General features: G+C 69.4%; 18 protein-coding genes and 2 tRNA genes. 12 read left to right on the top strand and 8 right to left on the bottom strand.

Annotated features, from left to right (window positions below; all coding sequences use genetic code 11):
• The first annotated feature begins 158 nt into the window (after positions 1–158).
• Together A9A59_RS07320 and A9A59_RS07315 are read left to right on the top strand one after the other, a co-directional pair.
• A complete protein-coding gene (locus A9A59_RS07320; protein ID WP_341454948.1) occupies positions 159–665 on the top strand; it encodes a peptidylprolyl isomerase in 507 nt (168 codons plus the stop codon).
• A 28-nt stretch (positions 666–693) separates the two neighbouring features.
• A complete protein-coding gene (locus A9A59_RS07315) occupies positions 694–1368 on the top strand; it encodes a hypothetical protein (RefSeq protein WP_098503655.1) in 675 nt (224 codons plus the stop codon).
• A gap of 3 nt (positions 1369–1371) precedes the next feature.
• Here the strand turns inward: A9A59_RS07315 and A9A59_RS07310 are convergent, their stop codons facing one another.
• Positions 1372–4728 carry an FtsX-like permease family protein gene (locus A9A59_RS07310; protein ID WP_098503654.1) on the bottom strand — a complete coding sequence of 1119 codons (3357 nt, stop codon included), beginning with the start codon at positions 4726–4728 and terminating at the stop codon, positions 1372–1374.
• A gap of 80 nt (positions 4729–4808) precedes the next feature.
• Between A9A59_RS07310 and A9A59_RS07305 the strand changes: the two genes are divergently transcribed.
• The 5 genes from A9A59_RS07305 to A9A59_RS07285 all read left to right on the top strand — a co-directional run bounded on the left by A9A59_RS07305 (position 4809) and on the right by A9A59_RS07285 (position 14984).
• The gene (locus A9A59_RS07305) at positions 4809–8183 is read left to right on the top strand and encodes an ABC transporter permease (protein WP_098503653.1); all 3375 of its coding nucleotides are present in this window, start codon (positions 4809–4811) and stop codon (positions 8181–8183) included.
• Positions 8184–9122, top strand: coding sequence for an ATP-binding cassette domain-containing protein (locus tag A9A59_RS07300; protein WP_098503652.1), 939 nt, complete (start codon positions 8184–8186; stop codon positions 9120–9122).
• Positions 9119–10009: an ABC transporter ATP-binding protein gene (locus A9A59_RS07295; RefSeq protein ID WP_098504832.1), complete on the top strand. Its 891-nt coding sequence runs from the start codon at positions 9119–9121 to the stop codon at positions 10007–10009. Before A9A59_RS07300 ends, A9A59_RS07295 begins: the two co-directional genes overlap by 4 nt.
• Positions 10010–10132: 123 nt before the next feature.
• Positions 10133–11593: a LamG domain-containing protein gene (locus A9A59_RS07290; RefSeq protein WP_098503651.1), complete on the top strand. Its 1461-nt coding sequence runs from the start codon at positions 10133–10135 to the stop codon at positions 11591–11593.
• 67 nt (positions 11594–11660) lie between these two features.
• On the top strand, positions 11661–14984 hold the full coding sequence (locus A9A59_RS07285) for a DNA polymerase III subunit alpha (protein WP_165772566.1): 3324 nt from the start codon (positions 11661–11663) through the stop codon (positions 14982–14984).
• A gap of 25 nt (positions 14985–15009) precedes the next feature.
• Here A9A59_RS07285 and A9A59_RS07280 read toward each other — a convergent pair whose 3' ends face one another.
• Positions 15010–15420 (bottom strand): PaaI family thioesterase, encoded by a 411-nt coding sequence (locus A9A59_RS07280; RefSeq protein ID WP_098503649.1) that lies wholly within the window; start codon positions 15418–15420, stop codon positions 15010–15012.
• A gap of 140 nt (positions 15421–15560) precedes the next feature.
• On the opposite strand from A9A59_RS07280, the gene ribF reads away from it, so the two are divergent.
• Complete coding sequence (gene ribF, locus A9A59_RS07275; RefSeq protein WP_165772565.1) at positions 15561–16499, top strand: riboflavin biosynthesis protein RibF; 939 nt, start codon at positions 15561–15563, stop codon at positions 16497–16499.
• Between the two features lie 29 nt (positions 16500–16528).
• The gene (tyrS, locus tag A9A59_RS07270) at positions 16529–17737 is read left to right on the top strand and encodes a tyrosine--tRNA ligase (RefSeq protein WP_098503647.1); all 1209 of its coding nucleotides are present in this window, start codon (positions 16529–16531) and stop codon (positions 17735–17737) included.
• Here tyrS and A9A59_RS07265 read toward each other — a convergent pair.
• From A9A59_RS07265 to A9A59_RS07255, 3 genes are all read right to left on the bottom strand, one after another.
• Positions 17734–18387 (bottom strand): hypothetical protein, encoded by a 654-nt coding sequence (locus tag A9A59_RS07265; protein WP_098503646.1) that lies wholly within the window; start codon positions 18385–18387, stop codon positions 17734–17736. The two genes, tyrS and A9A59_RS07265, sit on opposite strands and share 4 nt — an antisense overlap.
• 56 nt (positions 18388–18443) lie before the next feature.
• Positions 18444–19163, bottom strand: a complete 720-nt coding sequence (locus tag A9A59_RS07260) for an enoyl-CoA hydratase-related protein (RefSeq protein ID WP_098504831.1) — start codon at positions 19161–19163, stop codon at positions 18444–18446.
• A 111-nt stretch (positions 19164–19274) separates the two neighbouring features.
• Positions 19275–19349: transfer RNA gene (locus tag A9A59_RS07255), tRNA-Arg, on the bottom strand.
• A gap of 145 nt (positions 19350–19494) precedes the next feature.
• On the opposite strand from A9A59_RS07255, the gene A9A59_RS07250 reads away from it, so the two are divergent.
• Positions 19495–20415 carry an ADP-ribosylglycohydrolase family protein gene (locus tag A9A59_RS07250; protein WP_098503645.1) on the top strand — a complete coding sequence of 307 codons (921 nt, stop codon included), beginning with the start codon at positions 19495–19497 and terminating at the stop codon, positions 20413–20415.
• Between the two features lie 129 nt (positions 20416–20544).
• Positions 20545–22257, top strand: a complete 1713-nt coding sequence (locus A9A59_RS07245; RefSeq protein WP_165772564.1) for a DEAD/DEAH box helicase — start codon at positions 20545–20547, stop codon at positions 22255–22257.
• A 24-nt stretch (positions 22258–22281) separates the two neighbouring features.
• Here A9A59_RS07245 and A9A59_RS07240 read toward each other — a convergent pair.
• The 3 genes from A9A59_RS07240 to A9A59_RS07230 form a co-directional block, all read right to left on the bottom strand.
• Positions 22282–22356: transfer RNA gene (locus tag A9A59_RS07240), tRNA-Lys, on the bottom strand.
• A gap of 83 nt (positions 22357–22439) precedes the next feature.
• Positions 22440–22958, bottom strand: coding sequence for an acyl-CoA carboxylase biotin carboxyl carrier protein subunit (locus A9A59_RS07235; protein ID WP_098503643.1), 519 nt, complete (start codon positions 22956–22958; stop codon positions 22440–22442).
• A 13-nt stretch (positions 22959–22971) separates the two neighbouring features.
• Positions 22972–24465 carry a pyruvate carboxylase subunit B gene (locus tag A9A59_RS07230; protein ID WP_098503642.1) on the bottom strand — a complete coding sequence of 498 codons (1494 nt, stop codon included), beginning with the start codon at positions 24463–24465 and terminating at the stop codon, positions 22972–22974.
• A 156-nt stretch (positions 24466–24621) separates the two neighbouring features.
• On the opposite strand from A9A59_RS07230, the gene A9A59_RS07225 reads away from it, so the two are divergent.
• Positions 24622–25386, top strand: a complete 765-nt coding sequence (locus tag A9A59_RS07225) for an SDR family NAD(P)-dependent oxidoreductase (RefSeq protein WP_098503641.1) — start codon at positions 24622–24624, stop codon at positions 25384–25386.
• The last annotated feature ends 84 nt before the right edge of the window (positions 25387–25470 follow it).

Below are 25470 nucleotides of genomic sequence, written 5' to 3'. Positions count from 1 at the left end.
CGCGGCCGGCCTGGACATCGAAGGCGGCGTAGAGGCTGGCGGCCGCCGCGGATGTTTCGAACGGGTGGGTGAGCCCAGTTTCGTGCCCCGACCCTGGGGAAGGAAGCCGAACGGGCGAGACTGACGTAGGCTTGAGGAAACGCTGAGGAGGTTTGGCGATGGCGAAACAGTGGGCACAGCCGCCGGCGATGGTGATCGACCCGGCGAAGACGTACCGGGCGACGATCGAGACGACGGCAGGGACGATGACGGCGGAGTTCTTCCCGGCGGAGGCGCCGAAGACGGTGAACAACTTTGTCTTCCTCGCGCGGCAGGGGTTTTACGACGGGGTCATTTTCCACCGGGTCATCCCGGGGTTCGTTATCCAGGGCGGCGACCCGACCGGAACAGGACGGGGCGGCCCGGGCTACCGGTTCGAGGATGAGCCGGTGACCCGGCCATACCTGCGGGGCACCATCGCGATGGCGAACGCGGGGCCGAACACGAACGGCAGCCAGTTTTTCATCATGCATGCGGACTACCCGCTGCCGCCGAACTACACCATCTTCGGGCAGCTGACGGGCGGTGAAGAGGTGCTGGATGCTATTGCGACGGCGCCGCGGGGTCCGCAGGACCGGCCCGTAAACCCGGTGACGATTACCCGGGTAACGATCGAGGAAGCGTAGGCGGCGCGGGTCGTCCAGGGTAGCGGGGGTGGAACGGAGCAGCACCCGGGCCAGTTTCGCGGCAGTGCGGCAGCTGGTGCTGCCGGTCGGGGCCGCGGTGTTTGTGCTGGCTGCGCTCGCGGCGGTCGTTGCAGCGGCCCGGCAGACCGGGAGCGGAGACGCTCCGCCAACGCCCGGGGCCATGCAGCTACCGCGGATCGCGGCCTATGCGACTTTCACGGTCGAGCGGGTCGAGCCGGGACGGCTGGTCGTCTCAGGCGGAAGTGTGTCGGAGCTTCCGGTCGGGGCGGAAACGCGCGCGTGGCGGCTCGAACCCGCTGATGCGGACGCTGTGCAAACCGGCGCGGCGATCGCCATCATCGGGGTGCCGAACGAGGTGCGGAACGCTGCAATCCGGGCGATCATCGTGGGCGACCCCGGCAGCCCCGGGCCGGCGGGGCCGTTCGGCGGGCACGAGGCGCTCGGGGAACGGTTCGCGTTGCCGATGGTCGTGGGAACGGTGGTACGGGTCGAGGAGGGTCGCGCGGTCATCCGGACCGGGGCCGGCGAGGCAACCGCCTGGCCTGGGGAAGGCGCACCGGTGTTCCGCGTTCGGGAGGTGGAGGTTGACGACATTCGGCCGGGCGACCGGGTGGGCGTGCTGTTGGACCGCGACGGGCGGCCCGACCCGGGCCGGGGCCTGCTGGTGATGCGCGGGGAGTAGCGGCTATTCGGTGCGGAGCGCCTGGGCGTCGGAGGTCCGGGCGATGAGGCGCACGGCGACGACGAGCGCAAGGAGGAATGCGAGCCCGACCGCGGCGAGGCTGCCGGAGACGAGCAGCCAGTCGGTGCGGAGGAGGTAGGAGGGCTCGGCGCGACGCCCGGCTTCGTCGACGTCGAGGAAGGAGAGCATGCGGGCAGCGACCTGCCGGCCGAGCATCGTCCCTGCGAGGACGCCGACGACAGCGACGAACGCGTATTCGACGGCGAGGACGCGGGCAACGCCGCCCCGCGAAAGGCCGAGCGAGCGGAGGACGGCGAACTGGGTTCGCCGCCGCCGGACGACGAGCCAGAGCGAGACGAGGAGCGCAACTGCGACGAGCAGGAGGACAGCGCCGAAGGAGAGGTAGAGGATACCGGCCCCGCCGGCGGAGATGAGCGGGTTCCGCTGGAGGCGGGCGAGTTCGCGGTCGCGGTTGGTGACGAGGCCAAAGCTGAACGGCTCGCCGCGAAGGACCTGCTCGAGCGCAGCGACATCGGCGCCGCCGGGCGGCTCGAGCCACGCCTCGTTGAAGCCGCGGGGCGCCGACGAGCCCGCCAGCCCGAGCCAGCTGATGAGCTGGTCGCGGTTGAACACGATGCCGGGTCCGGCCGCGGACGGGAGGGTGGGGAAGGCTTCGACCTCGCCGACGACGCGAATCGGCACGGTGACGTTGGCGACTGCGACCATCCCCGCGGCTCCGACCGCGAGCCCGGTTGCGTCGACGAAGGAGCGTGTCGCGATGACCGGGAGGGGAACGTACGACTGGGTGCGAACGAGGCCCCAGATCTCGGTACTCTGGCCCGGCGCACGGCGGAGACGGCCGACCTGGCCGGGGCGGGAATCACCGGCTGCGAGCTCAAAGACGTCGGGCACGTTCAGGCGCGCCGGGAACGGCGTCCAGCCGGGATTGGGACCATCGAACGTGTCGAGGACCGTGGCGACGCCGGCGGTGGTGGTTGCGGTCAGGTTGTCGAACTGGATGGTGAGTTCGAGGGTGTTGAAGCGGTTGCCCGGTTCGGTGATGACGAGGCCGGCGAGGATGAGCGGTTCGGGCAGCTGGCCCTCGTAGGCGCGGGCAATGGGTGCACTGAGGGTCCGCCAGTCGCCGGGTTCGATGGTGCCGAACTCGATGAGCTGGTGGTACCCGGCGGCGTCGCGGACGCGTGCCCAGAGGGTCATCTGGTTCGGGGTGGAGGAGGCACGAACATCGACCGAGATCGCCGTGGTGCCCGGCGGGAGCTGGATGCCGCGGAGCGGCTCGGGCGGGCCGAGGGCGGCCATGAGGTCGCGGAGCGGGCGTGCGGCGAAGTCGTCGCGGAACCAGAGGAGGAGCGGGGCATCGTCGGGGTTGACGCCGAGTGCCTGGAACGTGCGGCCGCTCAGCCCGGCGGCCGCGGGCCCGGCAGGCAGGCGGAGGACGGCTGACGCCAGCGGGACACCAGTCCTTTCGCGCAGGAGTGCGTCGGCGGCGGCGCCGTCCTGGCCGAGGTCGGCGCTGCCGGTGGAGACGGCGCGGAGGCCGGCGCCGGCCTGGAAGCGGGCGCGCTCCTCGAAGGTGGCGGAGGCGGTGGTTGCGTAACTGGCGGCGAAGGTACCGACGGCGATAGCGAGAGCGAGCAGGAGGGCGAGGCGGGCTGAGTGGCCGGGGTTTCGGGCGACCTGCCAGAGTCCGAGGACGACGGGTGCGGAGGCTTCGCGGCCGAGCAGGCGGGCCAGGAGCCGGGTCGCGATGGGGTAGAGCCGGAGCAGCAGGGCGGCAGCGGCGGCCACCAGGAGGGCGGGCGAGGCGAGCAGGAGGGGGTCGGAGGTGACGCCTCCGGTGGGCGAAGGCTGAAAGACGCTCCCCCGCTCCCGAAGTTCCCAGAGCAGGAGTGCTGCCACCGCCGCAAGCGCAACATCGAGGTAGTACCGCTGGGCGAGCGGGCGCCCGGGACGGGCCTCTTCGCGCCGGCGGGCGACAGCCGACGTGCGGGCAGCAAGCAGCGACGGCGCGAGCAGGGCGGCGATGGAGACACCCACGCCGGCAGCGGCGTAGGCGAAGGCGACCGGCGGCACGGAGACGGGCAGGAGCGCACCGCCGTTGACGGGCTCGAAGGTGGGCGTGAGCCCCAGGAGGGCGGTTCCTGCGGCGGCCACCAGCGGGGCAGCGAGGAGGATGGGCGCGCCGATGATGAGCCCCTCGGCGAGGGTGATGATGCCGATCTGCAGGACGGTTGCGCCGCGGCTGCGGAGGAGGGCGACTTCATCGGACAGGTGCTCGACGATGACCAGCGAGACGAGAATGACGTAGAAGATGGCAACAGCCGTGATTTCGAGCAGGAGGATGGTGAGCGGCGTCTGCTGGTAGGTTTGGGAGCGGCCGTACTCGCGGAGCACATTGCCGAGCGGGCTGAAACTGGCGCCGCCGAGCGGTTCGAGGTCGTAATAGAGGGCGGAAAGGTCATCGCGGGCGCGGTCGAATGTGAGGCGGGAGAGGGATTCCGGGCGGGCGTAGGTGTGCCAGGCGGTCGCGGCGCCGTAGGCGGGGAAGACGGCTCCAAAGCCCTCGAGGAGGGTCTCCTCAGGGACGAACATGGGGACGACGGGGCCGTTCCCGGGAAGCAGGCGATACGGGGTGAAGAACTGGCCGACCGGGACGACCCAGAAGGAGTCATCGGCGAGACGGGGCTCGACGATGGCGGTGATGACGGCCTCCAGGGTGTAGGTGACGCCTGCGGTTGGCGTGCAAGGCGGGGGCGGAGGTCGGTCTTCTCGCGGGATTTCCCGGGCACAGGTGTCGAAGTCTTCGACGAGGGCGATGCGCTGGCCGACGGCGAGCCGGGCGGCGCGGGCAGCATCGCGCGAGATTGCGACTTCGATGGCCCGGCCGGGCGCGGAGGGACGCGGGAGGACGCCTTCGAGGACCGTGACGTGCTCTTCGTAGCCGGTGAGCGACTGGAGCTGACCGATCGGCGCCTGGGGGTTGAGCGATTCGCCGGGGAGGGCGACGAAGAAGCGCGGGCCGACCAGGACCCGTGACTGCGACGGTGAGAACCAGCCGATGCGCTGGTCAATGCGGCGTTCGACGGCCTCGCGGAGGGCGGCGCCCTCGGGCGTGCCGAGCGGCACCCAGGGAAAGGTGACGCGGTTGCCGGGCGCCTCGCCGAGGCGGTCACGGACGGTGAACGTAAGGCCGAGGTCGGCCATGGTGCGGGCGTAGATGGGGGCGGCGGCGAGCAGGGACGCGGCCATCAGCATGCCGAGGGCGAGCACCGCAAGGAGGCGCCAGTTTCGGCCGGAGCGCCGTGAGAAGAGCCGCCAGGTTGCGAGTGCGTTCCGCATCGCGGGAACTGTACACGAGCGGCGGGCCGGGCGGCGCCGCTTTGCGAGGGCGCACCAAGTCCGGTAGGTTTCGGGCCGAGATGCGAACGGCATTCGTCGTCCTGGCGATGGTGGTGCGGCGCGCGCTGGCGAACCGGCGGCTGCTGGCGACGGTGCTCGTGGGCGTCGTGATGGCATCGGCGCTGATGGCGAGCGTTGTGCTCTACTCTGACGCGGTCCGGGACCTTGGCCTGCGGTACGCACTGCGGAACGCGGAGCCGACGGAGCGGAACGTGCGCGTCGTGACCTCTGGCCGGCCAGCGCTGGAGGACTACCGTCGGCGGCGCGAGCAGGTGGACGTGTTGCTGGAGCAGTACCTGGGAGGCGTGCTCGAGGGGGTTGTGCACTTCGGGCGGACCGCAACGTTCTACATTGCGAAGCCCGGCGCCCCGGTGCCGGAGGATGCGAACCGCCCGCGCGGGCATTTCCAGTTCGCCGACGGCCTGCGCGAGCACGTGGAGGTGGTCGAGGGGGCGTGGCCGCGCCTGCCGACCGGCGCCGGAGATTCGCGACCAGAGGTGGAAGCAGCGATCGGGAAGGAAGCGGCGGACCGCATCGGGGTGCGGGTCGGCGATGCGTTCGACCTCTATCCGTTCTGGCGGGAGGACGTCGCTCCGGTGCGCGTTGTCGTGACCGCGATCGTCGCGCCGCGCGACCTCGACGAGCCGTACTGGTTCGGGCGGACGGACCGCTTCGCGCTCGAGACGTCGTGGGATACCTATCCGTTCTGGGTCGACGAAGCGGCGGTCGCGGAGACGGTGGCGCCGTACCTGCCGGACATGGACAGCACGCTGGAGACCTACGGGTTCGTCGACATTGGCGCAATCGATGCCCGCAACGCGAGGGCGGTAGAGGGGAGGACGCGGGCGCTGGGGCTGGTGTTGCGGGAGGCGATACCAAACGTGGTGTTCGAGACGCGCCTGGCGGAGGTGATCGGGAGCTACCAATCGAAGCTGTTTTTCACGCGGCTGCCGCTGTTTGCGCTCATGCTGCAAATCGTCGGCATCGCGCTGTACTACCTCGTGATGGTGTCATCGATGCTGGTCGAGCGGCAGCACGGCGAGATTGCGCTGTTCCGTTCGCGCGGCGGGAGCCCGGGGCAGGTGGTCGCGGTGTACGGGATCGAGGCGGCGCTCATCTGCGGGGCCGGTGCGCTGGCGGGGCCCTTCCTTGCGACGGGGGCGATCGCGGTGCTCGGTTACACGCCGCCGTTTGCGCCGCTGAGCGGCGACGCCATGCTGGAGGTGCCGCTCTCAGCGACGGCATTCCTCGCGGCGGGGGCCGGCGCGGCGCTGGCGTTTGCTGCAATGCTCGTCCCGGCGTGGCGGGCCTCGCGCTCAACGACGATCGATTACAAGCACAGCCTGGCGCGGCCACAGACCAAACCGGTCTTCCTGAAGTACTACCTCGACCTGGCGCTCATCGGCGCTGGGGCGTTCGTGTTCTACCAGCTGCGGGAGCGCGGCTCGCTGGTCACCGAGCGGCTGTTCGGGGAGCTCTCGGCGGACCCGCTGCTGCTCCTTTCGCCGACGCTGTTCATGGTCATGGTGGCGCTGGTGTTCCTGAGGCTGTTTCCGCTTGCGCTGGGGGCATTCGCGTGGGCCGGGCGGCGGTGGGAGAGCGCAACGGTGGCACTCGGCCTCACGCGGATGACCCGCGCCCCGCTGCAGTACAACCGGCTGATCCTGCTGCTCCTGCTGGCGACGGCAGTGGGGATGTTCGCCGCCGGCTACCGGGCCACGCTGGAGCGCGGCTACGACGACCGGGCTGCCTACGAGGCGGGGGCGGAGTCGCGGCTGACGGATGTGCGGAACCCGGCGAATGTGCCGGAGGAGGTGTTCGTCGAGCGAGTCCGGCAGGCGACGGGGGCGGAGACGGTTTCGCCGGCAAGCCGGCTGACGGGTTCGTACATGCTCTCGGCGTTCCAGGGGGTAAGCCTCGAAGTGCTGGGCGTCATTCCCGGCGAGTTCGAGGAGGTAGCGTTCTGGAGGGACGACTTCGGGGAGGCAGGGCTTGGGGAACTGCTCGGCCGGCTTGCAGTCGACGTTTCTGGCCGGGCGCGGGGCCCGGAGGTGCCGGTTGGTGCGCGGTGGGTCGGAGTATGGGCGCGCGTGCCGTATGGGGAGAACCAGCTGCGGCTCGGGCTGCGGCTGCGCGACCCGAACGGGACGTTCTGGGACTACACGCTTGTCCCGACAGACCGGGAGGCCACCGACAGCTGGCGGTTTTTCGTGGCGGATTTGGCACAGCCGTCGCAGGCGAGGTTCGGGGCCGGGACACGGTACAGCACGGCGGCGCCGAAGGAACTCGACGCGGTGTACGTCCGGACGGCCGGTTCGCCGCCGCCGGTGGCGGAGCGGGCGATCATCCTTGTCGACGATGTGATGGTATTTGGCGGGGTGCAGTGGAGCGTGCCGGACGGGGACGGCTGGACAGCGGTGGAGACGTTCGATTCGTTCGAGCGGTGGCAGCTGATTACCGGGCAGGCGCAGGCGGACCCGGGCGCGGTCTCGTTCGCACCGGGTGCCGGGCGTGACGGGGGCAACGCCGCGCGCATTGCGTTCACGCGGGGGCAGGGACAGGGGCCGCTGTTCGGCTTCCGGGCGGCGCGGCCGGCCATCGCCCTGCCGGTGCTGGCAGAATCCCGGTTTCTCGAGCGGGCAGGGCTGGATACAGGCGACGAACTGACCATTTATGTGAATCGGCAGTATGTGCGGGCGCGGGTGGCCGGGCGGTTCGACTACTTCCCCGGGCATGACCCGGGGAAGAGCGACTACCTGCTGGTGGCGGCGCTGCCAGCGCTGCAGGAGCTGGCCGCGGGCGTGCCCGGGCTGGCCGATGCCATTTTCCCGAACGAGGCGTGGCTGCGGGGTGCGGACCCGAAGGCAATGACGCGGGAGGCGCTGGCAGAGCGCGGGGTGCAGGCGGAGGGGGTGCTCGACCGGCGCGCGCTGCGGGCAGCGCAGGAGGCCGACCCGCTCGTGGCCGCGAGCTGGGAAGGCATCCTGTTCCTGTCGTTTGGGGCCGTGCTGGTGCTGACCGGGCTGGGGTTCGCGGTCTACGCGACGATGGCGGCGCAGGCGCGGGCGCTGGAGTTCGCCATTTTGCGGACGATGGGCTTTTCAAGCCGACAGGTATTGGGGCTGGTGAGTTTCGAGCAGCTGTTTGTGATTGCGGCGGGGGTAGCGGTCGGCACGGTTCTTGGGTTCCCGCTGGGCCGGCTGATGATCGGGTATCTTGGCGTGACCGAATCGGGCAGCGAGCCGGTGCCGCCGCTCGTTTCGCAGGTGAGCTGGCCAGCCGTGCTCACGGTGTACGTTTCGCTGGCGGCCGTGTTCGCGGCGACGATAACGGCGCTGGCTGCGGTCTACTCGCGGCTGGCAGTCCACCGAGCGTTGCGGATCGGGGAGGTGTAGATGGAGCTGGTGCCGACGTACGCGACTGAACCGGGGTCCGAAGGGGACGACCTGTATATCCGCTGTGAGGACCTGTTCAAGATATACAAGACGGCGAACCTCGAGGTGGTAGCGCTGCGCGGGCTGGACCTGAAGGTACGGCGCGGGGAGTTCATGGCGATTGTCGGCGCGTCGGGTTCGGGGAAGTCCACGCTGCTGAACATCCTGGCCGGGCTGGACACGCCCTCGGCGGGGCGGTGTTACGTGGGCGGGCAGGACCTCCTGACCATGTCGAGCAAGGAGATGGTGCGGTACCGGCGGCGGCAGGTTGGCTTCGTTTGGCAGCAGACGGGAAGGAACCTCGTGCCGTATTTGGACGCGGTGCAGAACGTTGAGGTGCCGATGGTGCTGGACGGGGTGCCGCCGCGGGAGGCGCAGGAGCGGGCAGTCCGGCTGCTCGAGATGGTGCTCATGGGGCACCGGCTGCACCACCGGCCGGAGATGCTCTCAGGGGGTGAGCAGCAACGGGTATCGATCGCGGTGGCGCTGGCGAACAATCCGCCGCTGCTGCTGGCTGACGAGCCGACCGGGGAGCTGGACTCCGTAGGCGCGGACACGGTGTACGAGGTGTTCCGGACGCTCAACAAGGAACTGGGAACGACCATTGTGATTGTGACGCACGACCCCGACATTGCGGCGCGGGTGGACCGGGTAGTGGCCATCCGCGACGGCCGGACGAGCAGCGAGATTTATCGCCGGGTGCGATTCGAAGGCACGGAGGCAAAGGTTTCGCACGAGGAGTACGTGCTGGTCGACGCGGCGGGACGGCTCCAGATCCCGCGCGAGTATCTCGATGAGCTGGAGATTCATGACCGGGTGCGGGTCATTCTCGGGGAGGGTCGCATTGAAGTCCTGCCGGACGGGAGGCGGAGGGTGCGGCCGAGGGGGGCGGCGTGGTGAGCCAGGGAGCATCGGTTGAGCTGCGGTCGGTGTCGCGCCGGTTCCGGGCGGGCGGCGAGGACGTGTGGGCGGTGCGGGAGGTTTCGCTGTCGGTGCGGCCCGGCGAGTTTCTCGCGCTGGTCGGCCGCTCAGGTTCGGGGAAGACGACGCTGCTGAACCTGATTGCGGGGCTGGACCGGCCGACGAGCGGCGAAGTGCTGGTCGACGGGGCGCGCGTCGACCAGATGAGCGACCGGGAGCTGGACCGGCTGCGCCGGGGGACGATCGGGTTCATTTTCCAGTCGTTCGGGCTGCTGCCGCTGCTGTCGGCGCGGGAGAACGTGGAGCTTCCGCTGCGGATAGCGGGTGTCGGCTACCGGGAGCGGCAGAAGCGGGTGGACGAGGCCCTGGCGTTCGTGGGACTGAAGAAGCGTGCGGAGCACCGGCCGTACGAGCTTTCGGGCGGGGAGCAGCAGCGGGTGGCGATCGCGCGGGCGCTGGCGGCGAGGCCGCGGCTGATCCTGGCGGATGAACCGACGGGCGAGCTGGACTCGGCGACGGCTTCAGTGGTGTTCGGGCTGCTGCGTGACCTTGCGCGGATGGAGGGCATCACGATTATCACCTGCACCCATGACCGGTTGGTGATGGAGATGGCTGGCCGGGTGGAGGAGCTCGCCGACGGGCGGCTGGTGACGGAGGGGCGGCGGGAGGTGCTGGAGCGGACGCTGGCGCGGGAGCGGAGCCCCTTTGCGGCAGCGCGGTCCGCGCCGCCGGGGGAGGCGCCGACGGGGTCGGGGCTGTCGTCGCTGATCGGCGCGGATTATTCGCAGTTTCGGCGGCCGGGCTCGGCCGGGGGTGCTGCGGGCACGCCGGGACAGGAGGTCGACGAGGAGCAGGCCGAACGCTGAGCCCTGGCCGGCACGGGCTCGGCGAGCATGTGGGCTGTAACCAGCCGGGCATGTAAGAACTTTGCTTGCCGAAGGTCGTAGTTCCTGGGTGCGTCCGGCACTACGACGAGTGGGAGACGTTGCATGCTGCTGCGTGTTCTTCGAACCGGGGTCGCACGGGCCGCGACTGCCGTGCTGGTGGCGGCGGGAGTCGCCGCGGGCGCGTGCTGGGGCGGGGGCAGTCCGCCGGTCTCCTTCTGCGTTCCGCCACCGGCGGACCTGGTTGCCTGGTGGCCGTTCGATGAGACGTCGGGGAACGTTGCGCACGACATTGCGGGGTTCCCGAACGACCTGGCATTCATGAGCGGCTCGTACGTGCCTGTAGCGGGAAAGGTTGGGGGCGGATGGCAGCTCGGGCCGGCGATGACCCTTGCATGGGCGGCGTCGCAGGCGGACCTGCAGGTCGGCTCCGGGAACTTCACGATCGAGACCTGGGTGCTGCGCTGGAACACCGTGTCGTCGATTTCGACGATCCTGGCAAAGCGGGACAGCTCAGGGACGGGGTACGGACTTATCGCTGCGAACGGCCAGGCGTACCTCCGGCAGAGCGGCAGCAACAGCAGCCCGCCGCCAACGAGCGGGTCGATATCGACCGGCGGATGGCGGCACCTGGCCGTGACGGTGGACCGGACAGCGAACGTCGTGCGATGGTACGTCGACGGCCAGCAGGTAGCGACGGGACCGGCCACGACGTGGTTTTCCGGGAATTTGGATACGAACGCTCCCGCCGAGGTCAGCACGGGCGGTGCGGACATCCAGCTGGACGAGCTTTCGCTCTACAAGCGGGCGCTGACTGCGAACGAGATCCAGACGATTTTCCAGGCGGGCGCGAGCGGGAAATGCAAGCCGGCTTCGGTGACGCCCACGCCCACTCCAACGAACACGCCGACGCCAGTGGCCCTGGGCACGGTAGGAATCGGCGGGGGGCTGCCGGTTACGGTGGTGCCGCCGGGCGGGACGCCGACGCCGGCGGGGACGGTGCCGGCGTTTGCGACGGTCGGCCCGAAGCAGACACCAACGGCGACGCCGACACCGACCGGGATGGTCCCGGCATTCGGCACGGTAGGGCCGAAGCAGACGCCCACCCCGACGAAGACGCCGACGCCGACAGCGACACCAACGAAGACACCGACCCCCACGGCGACGCCGACCAAGACGCCGACGCCGACGGCGACACCAACGAAGACACCGACCCCGACGGCGACACCAACGCTAACGCCGACACCGACGCCAACCCCGACCCCGCTCGACGGGACGCTCTGCGTGCTGAAGTTTTATGACATGGACCAGAACGGGGTGCAAGGTACGAATGAGCCGTTCCTGCAGGGATGGACATTCACCATCGCCCAAGGGAGCACGGTGCTCGGGTCAGTTACGACCGGGGGAGCCGGGACGCCCGGGGTGTGCGTAAACCTGCCAGCCGGGCAGTACACCGTGACCGAGGTGGTGCAGACGGGCTGGTTCCCGACAACGCCGAATCCGCAAACGGCGACCGTGGTGGGCGGGCAAACGGTCACGCTGCTGTTCGGGAACGGGCGGAATTAGCGCATCGCGCCAGCGGGGTTGGGAAGGGCGACTGCGACTCAAGAACGTTTGTTCTATACTGGCGGGCGTGGCCGCGTACGCCGAGCTGCATGCGCATTCGTGCTGGTCGCTGCGGGAGGGGGCGAGCACCACGGACGAGCTGATCGACCGGGCGCTCGCCCTCGGGTACGCAGCGCTGGCGCTGACGGACCACGACAACCTGTACGGGGCGATGGAGTTTGCGCAGGCGGCCCGGGCGCGGGGGCTGAAGGCGATCACCGGGTGCGAGGTGACGGTGCGGGGGGCGGGGCCCGGGGGTGCGACCGCGGAAACGTCGCACCTGACGGTGCTTGCGGAGAGCGTGGAGGGATACCGGAATCTCTGCCGGCTGCTGAGCCGGGGATACCGGACGTACGGGAAGGACACGCCGCAGGTGGAGGAGACGTGGCTGTTCGAACAGGGCGCGGGACTGATTGTGCTCTCAGGCTGCCGGGATTCGGCGCTGGCGCGGCTGGCTGCGGCCGGCGAGGAGCGGGCGGCGCGGGAGCTGGCCGGCCGCTACCGCGACGTGTTCGGCGACCGGTACCTGATTGAGCTGCAGGACCACGATGTATACGGCGACCGGCGGCGGAATGCGGTGCTGGCGCGGACAGCGGATGCGTGCGGCATCCCGGTGGTTGCGACGAACAACGCGCACTACCACGTGCGGACCAGGCACCGGCTGAACGATGTGCTGGTGGCGATTCGGCACCGGCTGACGCTGGACACTTCGCATACGGAGCGGCGGCCGAATTCGGAGTTCTACCTGAAGCACCCGGAGGAGCTGGCCCGGCGGTTCGCCTGGCGGCCGGACGCGCTGTTGAACACGGTTGCGACGGCGGAGCGGTGCACGTTCGACCTGACGCGCGACCTGCCCTACCGGCTGCCGGATTACCCGGTGCCGGAGGGTGCGACGCTCGACAGCTTCCTGCGCGGGGTGTGCGAGCGGGCGTTCCGGCGGAAGTACCCGCCTTCGGACCCGTATGCGGCGGAGGCGCGGGAGCGGCTGGAGCGGGAGCTGGCGCTCATCGAGCGGCACGGGCTTGCGGGGTTCTTCCTCGTGTACTGGGACATCCTGCAGCTGGTGAACGAGGTGGCGGCAGAGCTCCCCGGGCGCGACCCGCGGCTGGCGCCGGATGAGCGGCCGGTCGGGCGCGGACGGGGGTCGTCGGTGAGCTCGATCGTGTGCTACCTGATCGGGCTTTCGCACATCGACCCGGTGCGGAACAACCTCTACCTGGAGCGGTTCCTGAACGAGGAGCTGCATTCGCTGCCGGACATCGACCTCGACTTCCCGCGGGACATCCGGGATGCGCTGCTGGAGCGGATCTATGACCGGTACGGGCCGGAGCACGCGGCGCTGGTGGCGGCGTTCCCGACTTACCGGTTTCGGAGCGCGGTGCTGGATGTGGGGAAGGCGCTGGGGCTGCCGGAGCCGGTGCTGGCGAAGATCAACCGGCTGGCGGGGCCGTTCGCGGACGCTCGGGGGCTGGCAGAGCAGCTGCGGAAGGTGCCGGAGCTGCGGCACCTGGTGGATGCGCCGATCTGGCGCGACCTGGTGGAGCTGGCGGGGCAGGTTTCGGGCTTCCCGCGGCACATCGGGCAACACGTGGGGGGTGTGGTGGTCTCGGCGGAGCCGATTTCGTCGGTGGTGCCGGTGGAGCCGGCGCGGATGGAAGGGCGGTATGTGTGCCAGTGGGACAAGGATTCGGTCGACGACGCACGGTTCGTGAAGATCGACTTCCTTGCGCTGGGGATGCTCTCGGCAGTGGGGGAGTGCCTGGACATCATCGAGGAGGAGCGCGGCGTGCGGGTGGACCTGGGGCGGATCCCGCACGACAGCCCGGAGATTTACGCGGCGATCCGGGAAGGGGACACGATGGGGGTGTTCCAGATCGAGAGCCGGGCGCAGGTGCAGACGCTGCCGCGCACGCAGCCGCGGAACCTGGACGACCTGGCGGTGCAGGTGGCGATCATCCGGCCGGGGCCGATTATGGCGGGGGCGTTCCGGCCGTACATGGAGTACCGGGAGCGGCTCGCACGGGGGGAGACGATCGAGGTGGATTACGGTCACCCGGAGCTGAAGCCGCTGCTCGAGCACTGCCTGGGCGAGACGCTGGGGCACGTGCTCTACCAGGACCAGGTGCTGCAGATTGCCTGCGCGGTGGCGGGCTTCACGCCGGGGCAGGCCGACCGGCTGCGGCGGGCGATGAGCCGCAAGCGCTCATCGGAGGCGATGCAGGCGCTGGCGGAGGAGTTCCTTGCCGGCGCGGCGCGGATGGGGGTGAGCCGGGAGGCGGCGGAGGTGGCGTTCGAGAAGATGGCGGCGTTCGCAGCGTTCGGGTTCCCGAAGAGCCATGCGGTGGCGTTCGCGCTGCTGGCATACGAATCGGCGTGGCTGCGGGTGCACTACCCGGCGGAGTACTACTGCGCGCTCTTCAACGCGCAGCCGATGGGCTTCTACCCGGTCGAGGTGCTGACGCAGGATGCGGAGCGACACGGGATCCGGGTGCTGCCGCCGTGCGTCAACCGCTCGCGGGCCGGGGCATGGCCGGAGGAGGGGAACATCCGGCTCGGGCTGCAGCAGGTGAATGGCATCGGCGGGGGATGGCAGGACCGGCGGCAGCACCGGCGTCTTCCGGACTACCGTTCGCTGCCGGAACGGATCGTGGAGGAGCGGGAAGCGAACGGTCCGTACCGGTCGCTCCGCGACCTGCTGGTGCGGACGGGGATAACGCGAGAGCAGGCAGAGATGCTGATCCAGGCGGGCGCGCTGGAGTGCTTCGGGCTGGCGCGGCGGGAGCTGCTCTGGCAGCTGGGACTGCTGACGGAAGCGCGGATGCCGCAGCCGCCGCACCCGGCCGCGGGAGCACGCGCCAGGCAGCTTGCGCTGGCGCTGCCGACGGAGCAGGACATGGCGAGCCTGCCGCCGCTGGAGGGCTGGGAAGAGCTGGCATGGGACTTCGAGCGGCTGGGGCTCAGCCCGGGGCGGCACCCGATGGCGCTGGTGCGGCCGCTGCTGCACGAGGGCATGATCACGAGCCGCCACCTCGGCGGGGTGCGGAACCCGAACCGGCTCCCGCAGGGGATGGTGGTGGAGATTGCGGGAATGGTGGTGACGCGCCAGCGGCCGGTGACGGCGAGCGGGGTGATGTTCATGCTGCTCGAAGACGAGTTTGGGCTGGCGAACGTGGTGGTGCACCGCGGGCTGCAGGAGCGGCAGGCGGAGCTGGTGCGGATGGAGCCGTTCGTGATCGTGCGCGGGCGGGTCGACAACGAGCAGAGCGGGTTCCCGAACATCGTGGCGGAGTCGTTCCGGCGGTGTCCGCTGCCGGGGTTCATCGAGCGGCCGCAATCGCACGATTTCGGCTAAGCCGCGGCCGGGCGACCGCAGGCAGTCAGGGCGTGAGGACCATCTGGGTCTGGGTGACCAACGCGAGGAGGCGGCCGTCGGGGTTCCGGATGGCCGTCTGCCAGGTCTGGGTGCGGCGGCCGCGGTGGAGCGGAATGCACTCGGCGGTGATGGTAGTGCCCGCGAGGGCGGGGGCGAAGAAGTTGGTCTTCGACTCGATGGTGGTTGTGCCGGCATCGGGCGGGAGGTTGAGGACCGTGCCAACGGCGCCGAGGGTATCGGCGAAGGCCATGAGGACGCCGCCGTGGCAGATGCCCGGGACGGTGCACAGCTCGTCGCGGACCGTCAGCTCGGCGGTCACGCGGTCGGGCTCCGCGGACGTGAGCCGGATGCCGAGGACGCCGGGGAAGAACGGCTGGATGCGCTGCTGGAGCACGGCGGACTGGTCGCTGGACATGGAGGAGCCTCCTCTTGCTGGGCGCGGCAGATGCGCCAGCAAGGATGCACGACGGAGCCGGGACCCGGGAGTACCGGCCGGCAGCCACGGAGGCGGGCCGCCGGCTGCCGGTCACGGGGCGGCGGAGTAGGATGTGGGCGATGGTAGTCCCTTCCTTCACCCGCGCGCAGCTGGCGGCGGGCGCCCCCGGGCCTGAGACTGCTCTGACGATCGGCGTGCTCGACGGGGTGCACCGCGGGCACCAGTGGCTGCTCGGCCGGCTGCGCGAGGAGGCCCGGAGGCGGGCGCTTTCGCCGGGGGTGGTGACCCTTCACCCGCACCCGGTGACCGTGCTGCGGCCGGAGGTCCCGCCGTGCTACCTGACGTCGCTCGAGGAGCGGATGGAGCTGATCCGGGCGGCGGGCGCCGACTGGGTCATCCCTTTGACCTTCACGAGCGAAGTCTCGGAGGTGACTGCCGAGGAGCTGGCGGGGGCGTTTGTGGAGCTGCTCCGGATGCGGCTGATGGTGCTGGGGCCGGATGCGGCGTTCGGGCGGGGTGCGCCGAAGGACACGGTGGAGCGGATGCGGCGGCTGGGCGCAGAGCTGGGCTTCGAGGTGGTGCAGGTGGAGCCGCTGATGCACGACCACGAACGGTACAGTTCGACGGCGGTGCGGGCGGCGCTGGCGGCCGGCGATATGGACCGGGTGACGGCGCTGCTGGGGCGGCCGTACCGGCTTTCGGGGCCGGTTGTGCGCGGATTCGAGCGGGGCCGGACGATCGGGTTCCCGACGGCGAACATCTCGGTTGCAGCCGACCGTGCACTGCCGGCGCTGGGCGTGTATGCGACGCGGGCGAGCGTGGCCGGGCACCGGCTGATGGGCGCGACGAACATCGGGCGACGGCCGACCTTCGACGCGGGGCATGTGTCGATCGAAACGCACCTGCTGGACTTCGAGGGCGACATCTACGGGGAGCGGATGGACCTCGAAATCGTGGCGCGCATCCGGGGCGAAGTGAAGTTCGCCTCGGCCGATGCCCTCAAGGCGCAGATCGCGGAAGATGTTCGGGAGGCGAGACGGCTGCTTGCCGGCGCCTGAGCATTCCCACGCAGACTGGACGCGCACGCATGGCGAGGACGATGGCCCCGGTCGACGAGCAGCTCGAAGTCCTGATGAGCGGCGTCGATTACGGCGACCCGCTGCTGAAACAGCAGATGGAGCGAGAATTGCGGGAGCGGCTCGAGGAGGACCGGCCGCTGCGGGTTTACCTCGGCGTGGACCCGACGGCCAGTTCGCTGACGCTAGGGCACTGCGTTCCGCTGCGGAAGCTGCGGCAGTTCCAGCAGTTCGGGCACCACTGCATCTTCCTCATCGGCGACTACACAGCACTGGTGGGCGACCCGAGCGACAAGAACAAGCTGCGTCCGATGCTAACGCCTGAGCAGATCAAGGCGAACGAGGCAACCTACTTCGAGCAGGCTGCCCGCATTCTCGACCCCGAAAAGACGGAGGTGCGCCACAACTCGGAGTGGCTGAGCCAGCTGAGGTTGCCTGACATCATCCAGCTAATGGCAAAGTTCACGGTGGCGGAGATGCTGCGGCGGGAGAATTTCCGGCTGCGGTGGGAAGCGGGCGACCCGGTCTACCTGCACGAGTTCCTGTACGCACTGATGCAGGGATACGACGCCTATGCGCTCGCCTGCGATGTGCAGGTTGGCGGGACGGAGCAGCTGTTCAACCTGATGGCGGGGCGGAAGATCCAGGAGGATGCGGGGCAGCGGCCGCACGTGCCGGTCACGCTGCCGATCCTCGTGGGGCTGGACGGCAAAGAGCGGATGTCGAAGTCGAAGGGGAACCACATCGGTGTGGACGACCCGCCGGAGATCCAGTTCGGCAAGGTGATGTCCATCCCGGACGAGGTGATTGAGCACTACTTTACGCTGGGCACGAACCTCCACCCGGCGGAGGTGCAGGCGATCATGGCGGCGATGCGGTCGGGCGAGCGGAGTCCGATGGAGACGAAGAAGCTGCTCGCCCGGACGATCGTGACGGAGTTCTGGGGTGAGGAGGCGGCGAAGCGGGCGCAGGAGCACTTCGAGCGGACGGTGCAGCGGAAGGAGGTGCCCGAGGACATTCCCGAGTACCGGGTGCGGGAGGGCGAACTGCTGCTCGACGTCGTGGTCGCGAGCGGTTCGGCTCCGTCGAAGCGGGAGGCGCGGCGGCTGTTCGAGCAGCGGGCCGTGACAGTGGACGGTCTGGTGGTTGAGCCAACGACGCCGGCGCGGCCGGGGACGGTGGTGCAGGTCGGGAAGCGGCGGTGGGTCCGGCTCGTTTAGCCGTCTGCCGGGGGCGCAGGTGAGCGGCGCCGGAGGGCGCCCACCGCGAGCAGCAGGCCGACGATAACGAGGAGCGCGCCGAGGGCGATCCCGGCGATGGCGTAGCCTCGCTGGTAGCGGAATTTTGTGCCGAACTCGACGGTCGCATCGACGCCGGGTTGACCATCGGCCCGCAGGATGACGAAGACGTAGTCGCCGTTCTGCGCCGACCAGGTGAGGTCGAGCGGGGCGTCGCCGGAGACGCTGGCGGTCCATGCGAGGGCATTGGCGGGCGGGGCAAGTGCGTCTCCGGCGCCGACCGCAGTGCGGCGAAGCTCGAGCGGGTCGTAGCGGATGCTGTCGACAAGTTCGCGGCGCGCCGTTGCGAGGTATGGGTTGGCGGCAGCGGCGGGTGCGATGCCGAGGAAGAGGCCCCTGCCCTCGCTTACGCGGATGCGGACGGTAATCGAGTTGTTGCGGATGCCGCTGCTGCGCCCGGCGAGCTCGGCGGTCGAGCCGACGAAGCCGGCGGTCGAGGTGGTCAGGCGGGCGGGGCCGCTGAGGAGGTAGTCGCCCTCGTCGAGGGAGCGGAAGGAGGCGAGGCCGGAGGCGCCGCAGGCCGCCCCCGCGATGAGCGCAGCGAAACCGAGCAGGAGGAGGAAGAGTCGCACAGGCCGGGGATGATGCTACGGGGCGGGGGCGCCGGTGGCGAGCGGGGCGGCGGGTGTCAGCGGTTGCGCCAGGAAGGCGGGCGCTTTTCGAGGAAGGAGCGCATGCCTTCCTGGGCATCTTCGGACTGGGAGGCGGCGGCCATGAGCTCGACGGCGTAGGCGTAGGCGTCGTGCTGGTTCATTTCGACCTGGGTGTAGAAGCCGAGCTTTCCCACGCCCTTGGAGAAGGCGGAGCCGCGGGTGGCGCGCTGGAGGAGTTCGAGGGTTGCGGATTCGAGGAGCTCGGCGGGGACGACGCGATTGACGAGGCCCCACTGGAGGGCGGTGTGAGCATCGATGGTGTCGCCGGTGAGGGCGAGTTCGAGCGCGTGCTTGCGGGCGATGCTGCGGCTGACGGCCACGAGCGGGGTATGGCAGAACCAGCCGCCTTTGCCGCCGGGGGTTGCGAAGGCGGCTTCTTCGGAGGCGACGGCGAGGTCGCAGGTGGCAACGAGCTGGCAGCCGGCAGCGGTGGCGAGGCCGTGGACGCGGGCGATGACAACCTGGGGGATGCGCTGCATGGTTTCCATCAGGTCGGTGCAGGTCCAGAGGAGTTCGCGCATCTCCTTGAGGCCGGCGCCCGCCATTTCGGAGAAGTCGTGGCCGGCTGAGAAGACGGGCCCGTTGCCGGCGAGGATGACGCCGAGGGCATCGGACTCGCCGACGTTCCGGAAGGCGTCGCGGAGTTCGCGGAGGTGCCCGAGCGAGAGGGCATTGCGCCGCTCGGGGCGGTTCATCGTGATGGTAACGTAGGGCCCTTTACGGTCGACGAGGATGTACTGGTAGGTCACGGCGCCACCTCCGGGATGGTGGGAGGATGGTAGCGCGGGGAGGAGGTGCGAAGGTAGTGGTACCCCCGGCAGGAATCGAACCTGCGCACATGGTTTAGGAAACCACTGCTCTATCCGCTGAGCTACGGGGGCCTGACCGCGCCTGACACTCGTAGTGTCGCAAATCGTCACGCTTGGCGCTGCACCCGGGGAGCCGCGCGGGGGGCGGAGGCGGCTATGCTGGGAGCTGCGTGAGGCCGGCCGGGCCGGCGACGCGTGGCAACAGGAGGGCGCAACGATGGAGCTACAGAGCCGCTACCGCGGGGTGATGCTGGGGCTGGCAGCGGGCGATGCGGTAGGGACGACGGTGGAGTTCCGGCCGCGCGGCAGCTTTGCGCCGGTGCGCGACATGGTCGGCGGCGGGCCGTTCGGGCTGAAGCCGGGGGAGTGGACCGACGACACGTCGATGGCGCTCTGCCTGGCCGAGAGCCTGGTGAGCTGCCGCGGCTTCGACGCGGCCGACCAGATGCGGCGGTACTGCCGCTGGCGGGATAGCGGCTACCTCGCGAGCAACGGGCGCTGCTTCGACATTGGGTTGACGGTGCGTGCGGCGCTGCGGCGGTTCGAAGCGACGGGCGACCCGTTCGCGGGGAGCGCGGACCCGCAAACGGCGGGGAACGGCTCGCTCATGCGGCTGGCGCCGGCGGTGCTCTTCGGGTATCCGGACGCGCGCGAGGCCGAGCGGCTGGCAGCGGAGAGTTCGCGGACGACGCACGGCGCTGCGGAGTGCATCGATGCGTGCCGGCTTTTCGCGCGGATGCTCTGCCGCGCCCTCTCCGGGGCGCCGAAGGATGCCGTGCTGCTGGGCGATGCCGAGGAGTTTGCCGGGGAGCCGGCGATTGCGGCCATCGCCCGGGGCGGCTACCTGAGCAAGTCAGAGGCCGAGGTCCGGGGGAGCGGCTACGTGGTCGAGAGCCTGGAGGCGGCGCTGTGGGCCTTCGCCGGCGCGGATTCGTTCGAGGAGGCGATCCTGCGGGCGGTGAACCTCGGCGACGATGCTGACACGACGGCGGCGATTACGGGGCAGCTTGCTGGGGCGTACTGGGGCGTGGACAGTATCCCGGGGCGCTGGAGAGAACAGCTGGCGTTGCGCGACGTCATCGAACGGCTCGCGGATGACCTGCTGGCGGCGGCGGTGGCGCAGAACGGTGGCAGGTAGTCGGGAGTTCGTACACCCGGGGCGGATACGACATGAGATGTCGCGGCAATGTCGCACACTCGTCGCGGTCGTTCGCCGGTGGGTGGCACCGCGGCGCGGGCGGCCAGATCCTCGCGGAGGTGTTCGCAGATGGCAGATGAGCAGACGACCAATGAAGCTGCCGGCAGCGAGGCCGCCGCGCCGGCAGAGCGGCCGGTGGTGGGGGCCCGGCTTCGCCGGAACGACATTGCGCTTTTCGTCCCGAAGGTAAAGCCGCTGGTCCAGGCGATGCGGTCGCTGAAGGTGGCGCGGTACGACTGGCGGAACCAGCAGTGGACGATCCCGCTGCGGAAGGCGCCAGACGCCTACCGGGCGCTGGAGGCGGCCGGGGCCGACGTGAGCGCGCTGGCGTCGCTGGTGGGCATCTCGGCGATCCGGCAGGTGGATGCCGAGGAGATCATCGTGAAGTTCCCCGAGCTCTTCCCGCACCAGCGGGAGGGGGTTCGGTTCCTTGCTTCGTCGCGGGGGGCGATCCTCGCGGACGACATGGGCCTGGGGAAGACGCGCCAGGCGATCATCGCACTGGGTGAGCGGCGGCCCGACGGGAACTTGCTGGTCGTCTGCCCGGCTTCGCTGAAGCTCAACTGGCGCCGCGAGATCCAGATGGTGTACCCGGATGCGGAGGTGCGGATTATCAACGGGCCCGACCCGGTGATCCCGGCGCGGTGGACAATCATCAACTACGACCTCCTGGCGCGGAAGCGGCCGGAGATTGTGGCGAACCTGTGGTCGGGGGTGATCTTCGACGAGGCGCACTACATCAAGAACGCGACGGCGGCGCGCTCGAAGGCGGCGCTGGCGATCGCGGAGCGGATTGAGGACTGCTACCTGTTGACCGGCACGCCGGTGATGAACCGGCCGATTGAGCTGTTCAACCTGCTGCGGGCGATCGACCACCCGCTCAGCGTGAGCTACATCGAGTTCGGGAGGCGGTACTGCGACGGGAAGTGGGACGGGTACGGCTGGGATTTCAGCGGGGCTTCGAACCTGGATGAGCTGAAGGCGCGGACGGAGGGTTCGATCCTGGCGCGGCGGAAGGAGGATGTGCTCGACCTGCCGCCGAAGCTGCGGAGCGAGGTGCCGGTCCCGCTCGACCCGAACAAGTACCGCGACCTGGAGCAGCAGTTCGTTGGGCTGGCGCAGCAGCAGCGCCAGAAGTACCACGGGAACGTCCGCTGGAACGAACTGCTGCCGGTGATGACGAAGCTGCGGCACGCCGTGGCGAAGGACAAGGCGAAGCATACGGCCAGGCTCGTCCGGGATGCCCTGGAGCAGGGCGAGAAGGCGATTGTCTTCACCGGGTTCAACGCGGTAGCGGACGCGCTGCAGGCCGAGTTCGGGCCGGCTGCGGTGCGGCTGACGGGCGACACGTCGCAGAAGGCGCGGCAGGAGGCGGTTGACCGGTTCCAGAACGACCCGGAGGTGCGGGTGTTCATCGGGAACATCCTGGCGGCGGGGACGGGCATTACGCTGACGGCGGCGACGCAGGTGTTCTTCAACGACCTCGACTGGGTGCCGGCGAACCACCTGCAGGCGGAGGACCGGGCCTACCGGATCGGCCAGAACCGGATGGTGAACGTGTACTACGTCTCGGCGCCGGGGACGTTCGACGAAGTTGTGTGGTTCGTGCTGAAGCGGAAGCTAGCGGTGCTGGACCAGCTGGACTTCTCGCAGCGGGGTTCGGCGCCCGAGGCCGGGGATGCACGGGACGAAATCCTGCAGGCGTTGCTGGAGCAGTTCGCCGGCTTCGAGACCGCGGCAAGCGCGGAGCGCTGGCTCAAGGGACAGGGGAAGGAGGTGTAGGCAGGCCGGAGGGCAGCTGCTCACTGGTAGGCCCGGAGAGATTCGAACTCTCGACCAATGGATTAAAAGTCCACTGCTCTACCGCTGAGCTACGGGCCCAGAGTCATTATCAGGCCGGAACGCCGGAGGGGCCACGACGATGCGCGGCCCCTCCGGTGCTGTTTTGCCGGTGCAGGATTGCGCTACTCGATGACGACCAGGACGTCGCCCTCGGTGACGCGGGCGCCTTCGGAAACGGGGACCTCTTTGACGGTGCCGTCGGCCGGCGCTTTGATTTCGTTCTCCATCTTCATGGCTTCGAGGATAAGGAGGACATCGCCCCTCGCGACGACCTGGCCGGGCTTCACATTGATACGGACGACCTTGCCGCTGATCTGGGCCGTGACGGCGCCTTTGACTGCAGCTTTCGCACCGCCGCCAGCGGCGGCCGACGCTGCGGCCCGCTCGCGGGGCGCGGGGCCACCGCCGAGGCGGCCTTCCCATTCAACCTTGAAGGGCCGGTAATCGACCTGGACCTCCATACCGCTCTGGCGCTGGTCGGGCGGGGGAAGCTGGACGCGATACGGGACGGTGCCGGCAGTGACGGTGAGGTACCCGGCGTCTTCGCGGACCGTCACCGGGTATTCATGGCCGTCGACGATGACACGGTCGCCGCGGACTTCAACCTCGTAGGTGCGGCCTCCGATGGTGACCTTGGCCATTGGCGGTTCCTCCTTAGCGCATCTGGCGGAGGCGCCCGAAGGAGCGCCAGTTGCTGGTGTCGCCGTTGGGGACGATGACAGGCGCGGACGCGGACGCGGCCTGCTGCTTCTTCTCGGAGATGGTCATGGCGCCGACGACGGCAGCGACGAGTTCGCGCTCGGGGCCGCCGCCCTCTTTCCGCCACTGGAAGAATTCGCGTGCAACCTGGGGGAACATGACGTAGCTGAGCACGTCTTCGATGCTTTCGGCGAGGTCGGCGATTTCGGCCTTCGCCTTTTCCATCTCGGGCTCAAGGTCGTCAGCCGGCCGGTGGTCGATGGGCTGCTCGTCGCCAAGGATCTGCTTGAGGACGTCGGGCGCGATCGGCACAGTGGTGCGGCCGTACATGCCCTTTGCGAGGTTGCGGGTCTCGCGGGTGACGGTGGCGTAGCGCTTGCCGGTGAGGACGTTGAGGACTGCCTGGGTGCCGACAATCTGCGAGCTGGGGGTGACCAGGGGCGGGTAGCCGAGATCGGCGCGGACGCGGGCGTTTTCCTCGAGGACTTCGGGGAGCTTGTGCTCGGCGCCCTGTTCGCGCAGCTGGCCGACAAGGTTGGAGATCATGCCGCCCGGGACCTGGTGGGAGATAACGCCGGCGTCGACACCAAGCAGGCCGGACTCGAACTTCCAGTACTTCTTGCGGACGCCGCGGAAGTAATCAGCGAGCTGGCGGAGCTTCTCCATATCGAGGCCGGTGGCGTGCTCCGGGTCTTCGGCGAGGGCAGCGACGAGCGTTTCGGTCGCGGGCTGGCTGGTGCCGCCGGCGAGTGGGGAGATGGCGCAGTCGATGACGTTGGCCCCGGCCTGTACGCCCATGAGGTAGGCCATTTCGGAGAAGCCGCCCGTATCGTGGCAGTGCATCTGGATGAGGATGTCGGGGTGGTTCTGCCGAATCCGCTCGACGAGGGCTTTGGCCATCATGGGCGTGAGGAGGCCGGCCATATCCTTGATGGCGATCGAGTCGGCGCCCATTTCGATCATCTCGTCGGCGAGTTTTGCGAAGGACTCGACGGTATGGACGGGCGAGGTGGTGTAGCAGATGGCGCCCTGGACGTGGCCGCCGGCCTTCTTGACGGCGCGGAAGGCGGTTTCGAGGTTCCGGGTGTCGTTCAGGGCGTCGAAGATGCGGAAGATGTCCATGCCGTTCTGGACGGCCCGGTCGCAGAACTCGTAGATGACGTCATCGGCGTAGTGGCGGTAGCCGACGGCGTTTTGGCCGCGGAGCAGCATCTGGGTGGGCGTTTTCTTGAGCCGCTTCTTGATTTCGCGGAGACGCTCCCACGGGTCCTCTTTCAGGAAGCGGAGGCAGGTATCGAAGGTGGCGCCGCCCCAGCATTCGATGGAGTGGTAGCCGATGGAGTCCATGAGCTCGAGGACGGGGATCATGTCCTCGGTGCGCATGCGGGTCGCGAGGAGCGACTGGTGGCCATCGCGGATGGCCGTTTCCATGATGCCGACTTTGGCCATGTCTTCGTTCCGCGGGGAGAGTGTGAGGAGGAGTTGGCCCTTCCGCTGCTAAGGGTACCCACTGGCCGGTCTTGTGGCGATTGCGACGGGAGCGGCCGGGCGCGAATGCGGTAGGCTTGCGCGGCAAACCGTTTTGCTGCGGAGGGAGCAGAGCCAGTGGATATTGCGAAGCTGTTCAGCCTGGAAGGAAAGGTTGCGCTGGTGACCGGCGGGAGCCGGGGGCTCGGGCGGGAGATGGTACTGGCATTTGCGCATGCCGGTGCGGATGTGGTCATCGCGAGCCGGAAGCTGGAGGCCTGCGAGCGGCTGGCGGAAGAGGTCACGCGGGAGACGGGCCGGCGGGCGCTTCCCGTGGCCTGCCACGTTGGTGAATGGCAGCAGGTGGAGCGGCTGGCGCAGGTTGCCTATGACGAGTTCGGACGGGTGGACGTGCTGGTCAACAATGCGGGGATGTCGCCGATTTACGACCACGTGGCGAACGTGACCGAAGCGCTTTATGACAAGGTGCTCGACGTGAACCTGAAGGGGCCGTTCCGCCTGACGGCGCTGGTGGGGACACGGATGGCCGAGGGGAACGGCGGCTCGATCATCATGGTATCGAGCACGGCCTCGCTCCACCCGACGGCGGACGTGATCCCGTATGCAGCGGCGAAGGCCGGGCTGAACGCGATGACGGTTGGGTTCGCGCGGGCGTTTGCGCCGAAGGTGCGGGTGAACTGCATCGTTCCGGGGCCGTTCCTGACGGATATTTCGAAGGCGTGGGATATGGAGGCGTTCAAGGAGCGGGCGCGGACGTCGATCCCGCTCCAGCGCGGGGGCGAGCCGCACGAGATTGTGGGGGCCGCGCTCTACCTTGCTTCGGACGCATCGAGCTACACGACGGGGTCGCTGCTGGTCGTTTCAGGCGGGAGCGGAATCTAGGGCTGCCCGGCGGCGGCGTGGCGGAGCGGTTATGATGGGCGGGCTTTGCCGGGCCGCGGCTGACCGCTCCCCGGCGACCGAACG

The organism is Tepidiforma thermophila (genome assembly GCF_002563855.1).
GTDB lineage: Bacteria > Chloroflexota > Dehalococcoidia > Tepidiformales > Tepidiformaceae > Tepidiforma > Tepidiforma thermophila.
Note: the sequence above shows the minus strand (reverse complement) of the source record. Positions and strands in the feature narration are given on the sequence as shown.

Bases quoted from the DNA above. Each gene is read 5' to 3' on its own strand.
- A9A59_RS07320 (WP_341454948.1), top strand. From the start codon at position 159: ATGGCGAAACAGTGGGCACAGCCGCCGGCGATGGTGATCGACCCGGCG.
- A9A59_RS07310 (WP_098503654.1), bottom strand. From the start codon at position 4,728: ATGCGGAACGCACTCGCAACCTGGCGGCTCTTCTCACGGCGCTCCGGC.
- A9A59_RS07305 (WP_098503653.1), top strand. From the start codon at position 4,809: ATGCGAACGGCATTCGTCGTCCTGGCGATGGTGGTGCGGCGCGCGCTG.
- A9A59_RS07300 (WP_098503652.1), top strand. From the start codon at position 8,184: ATGGAGCTGGTGCCGACGTACGCGACTGAACCGGGGTCCGAAGGGGAC.
- A9A59_RS07290 (WP_098503651.1), top strand. From the start codon at position 10,133: ATGCTGCTGCGTGTTCTTCGAACCGGGGTCGCACGGGCCGCGACTGCC.
- A9A59_RS07280 (WP_098503649.1), bottom strand. From the start codon at position 15,420: ATGTCCAGCGACCAGTCCGCCGTGCTCCAGCAGCGCATCCAGCCGTTC.
- ribF (WP_165772565.1), top strand. From the start codon at position 15,561: ATGGTAGTCCCTTCCTTCACCCGCGCGCAGCTGGCGGCGGGCGCCCCC.
- tyrS (WP_098503647.1), top strand. From the start codon at position 16,529: ATGGCGAGGACGATGGCCCCGGTCGACGAGCAGCTCGAAGTCCTGATG.
- A9A59_RS07260 (WP_098504831.1), bottom strand. From the start codon at position 19,163: ATGAACCGCCCCGAGCGGCGCAATGCCCTCTCGCTCGGGCACCTCCGC.
- A9A59_RS07250 (WP_098503645.1), top strand. From the start codon at position 19,495: ATGGAGCTACAGAGCCGCTACCGCGGGGTGATGCTGGGGCTGGCAGCG.
- A9A59_RS07245 (WP_165772564.1), top strand. From the start codon at position 20,545: ATGGCAGATGAGCAGACGACCAATGAAGCTGCCGGCAGCGAGGCCGCC.
- A9A59_RS07235 (WP_098503643.1), bottom strand. From the start codon at position 22,958: ATGGCCAAGGTCACCATCGGAGGCCGCACCTACGAGGTTGAAGTCCGC.
- A9A59_RS07230 (WP_098503642.1), bottom strand. From the start codon at position 24,465: ATGGCCAAAGTCGGCATCATGGAAACGGCCATCCGCGATGGCCACCAG.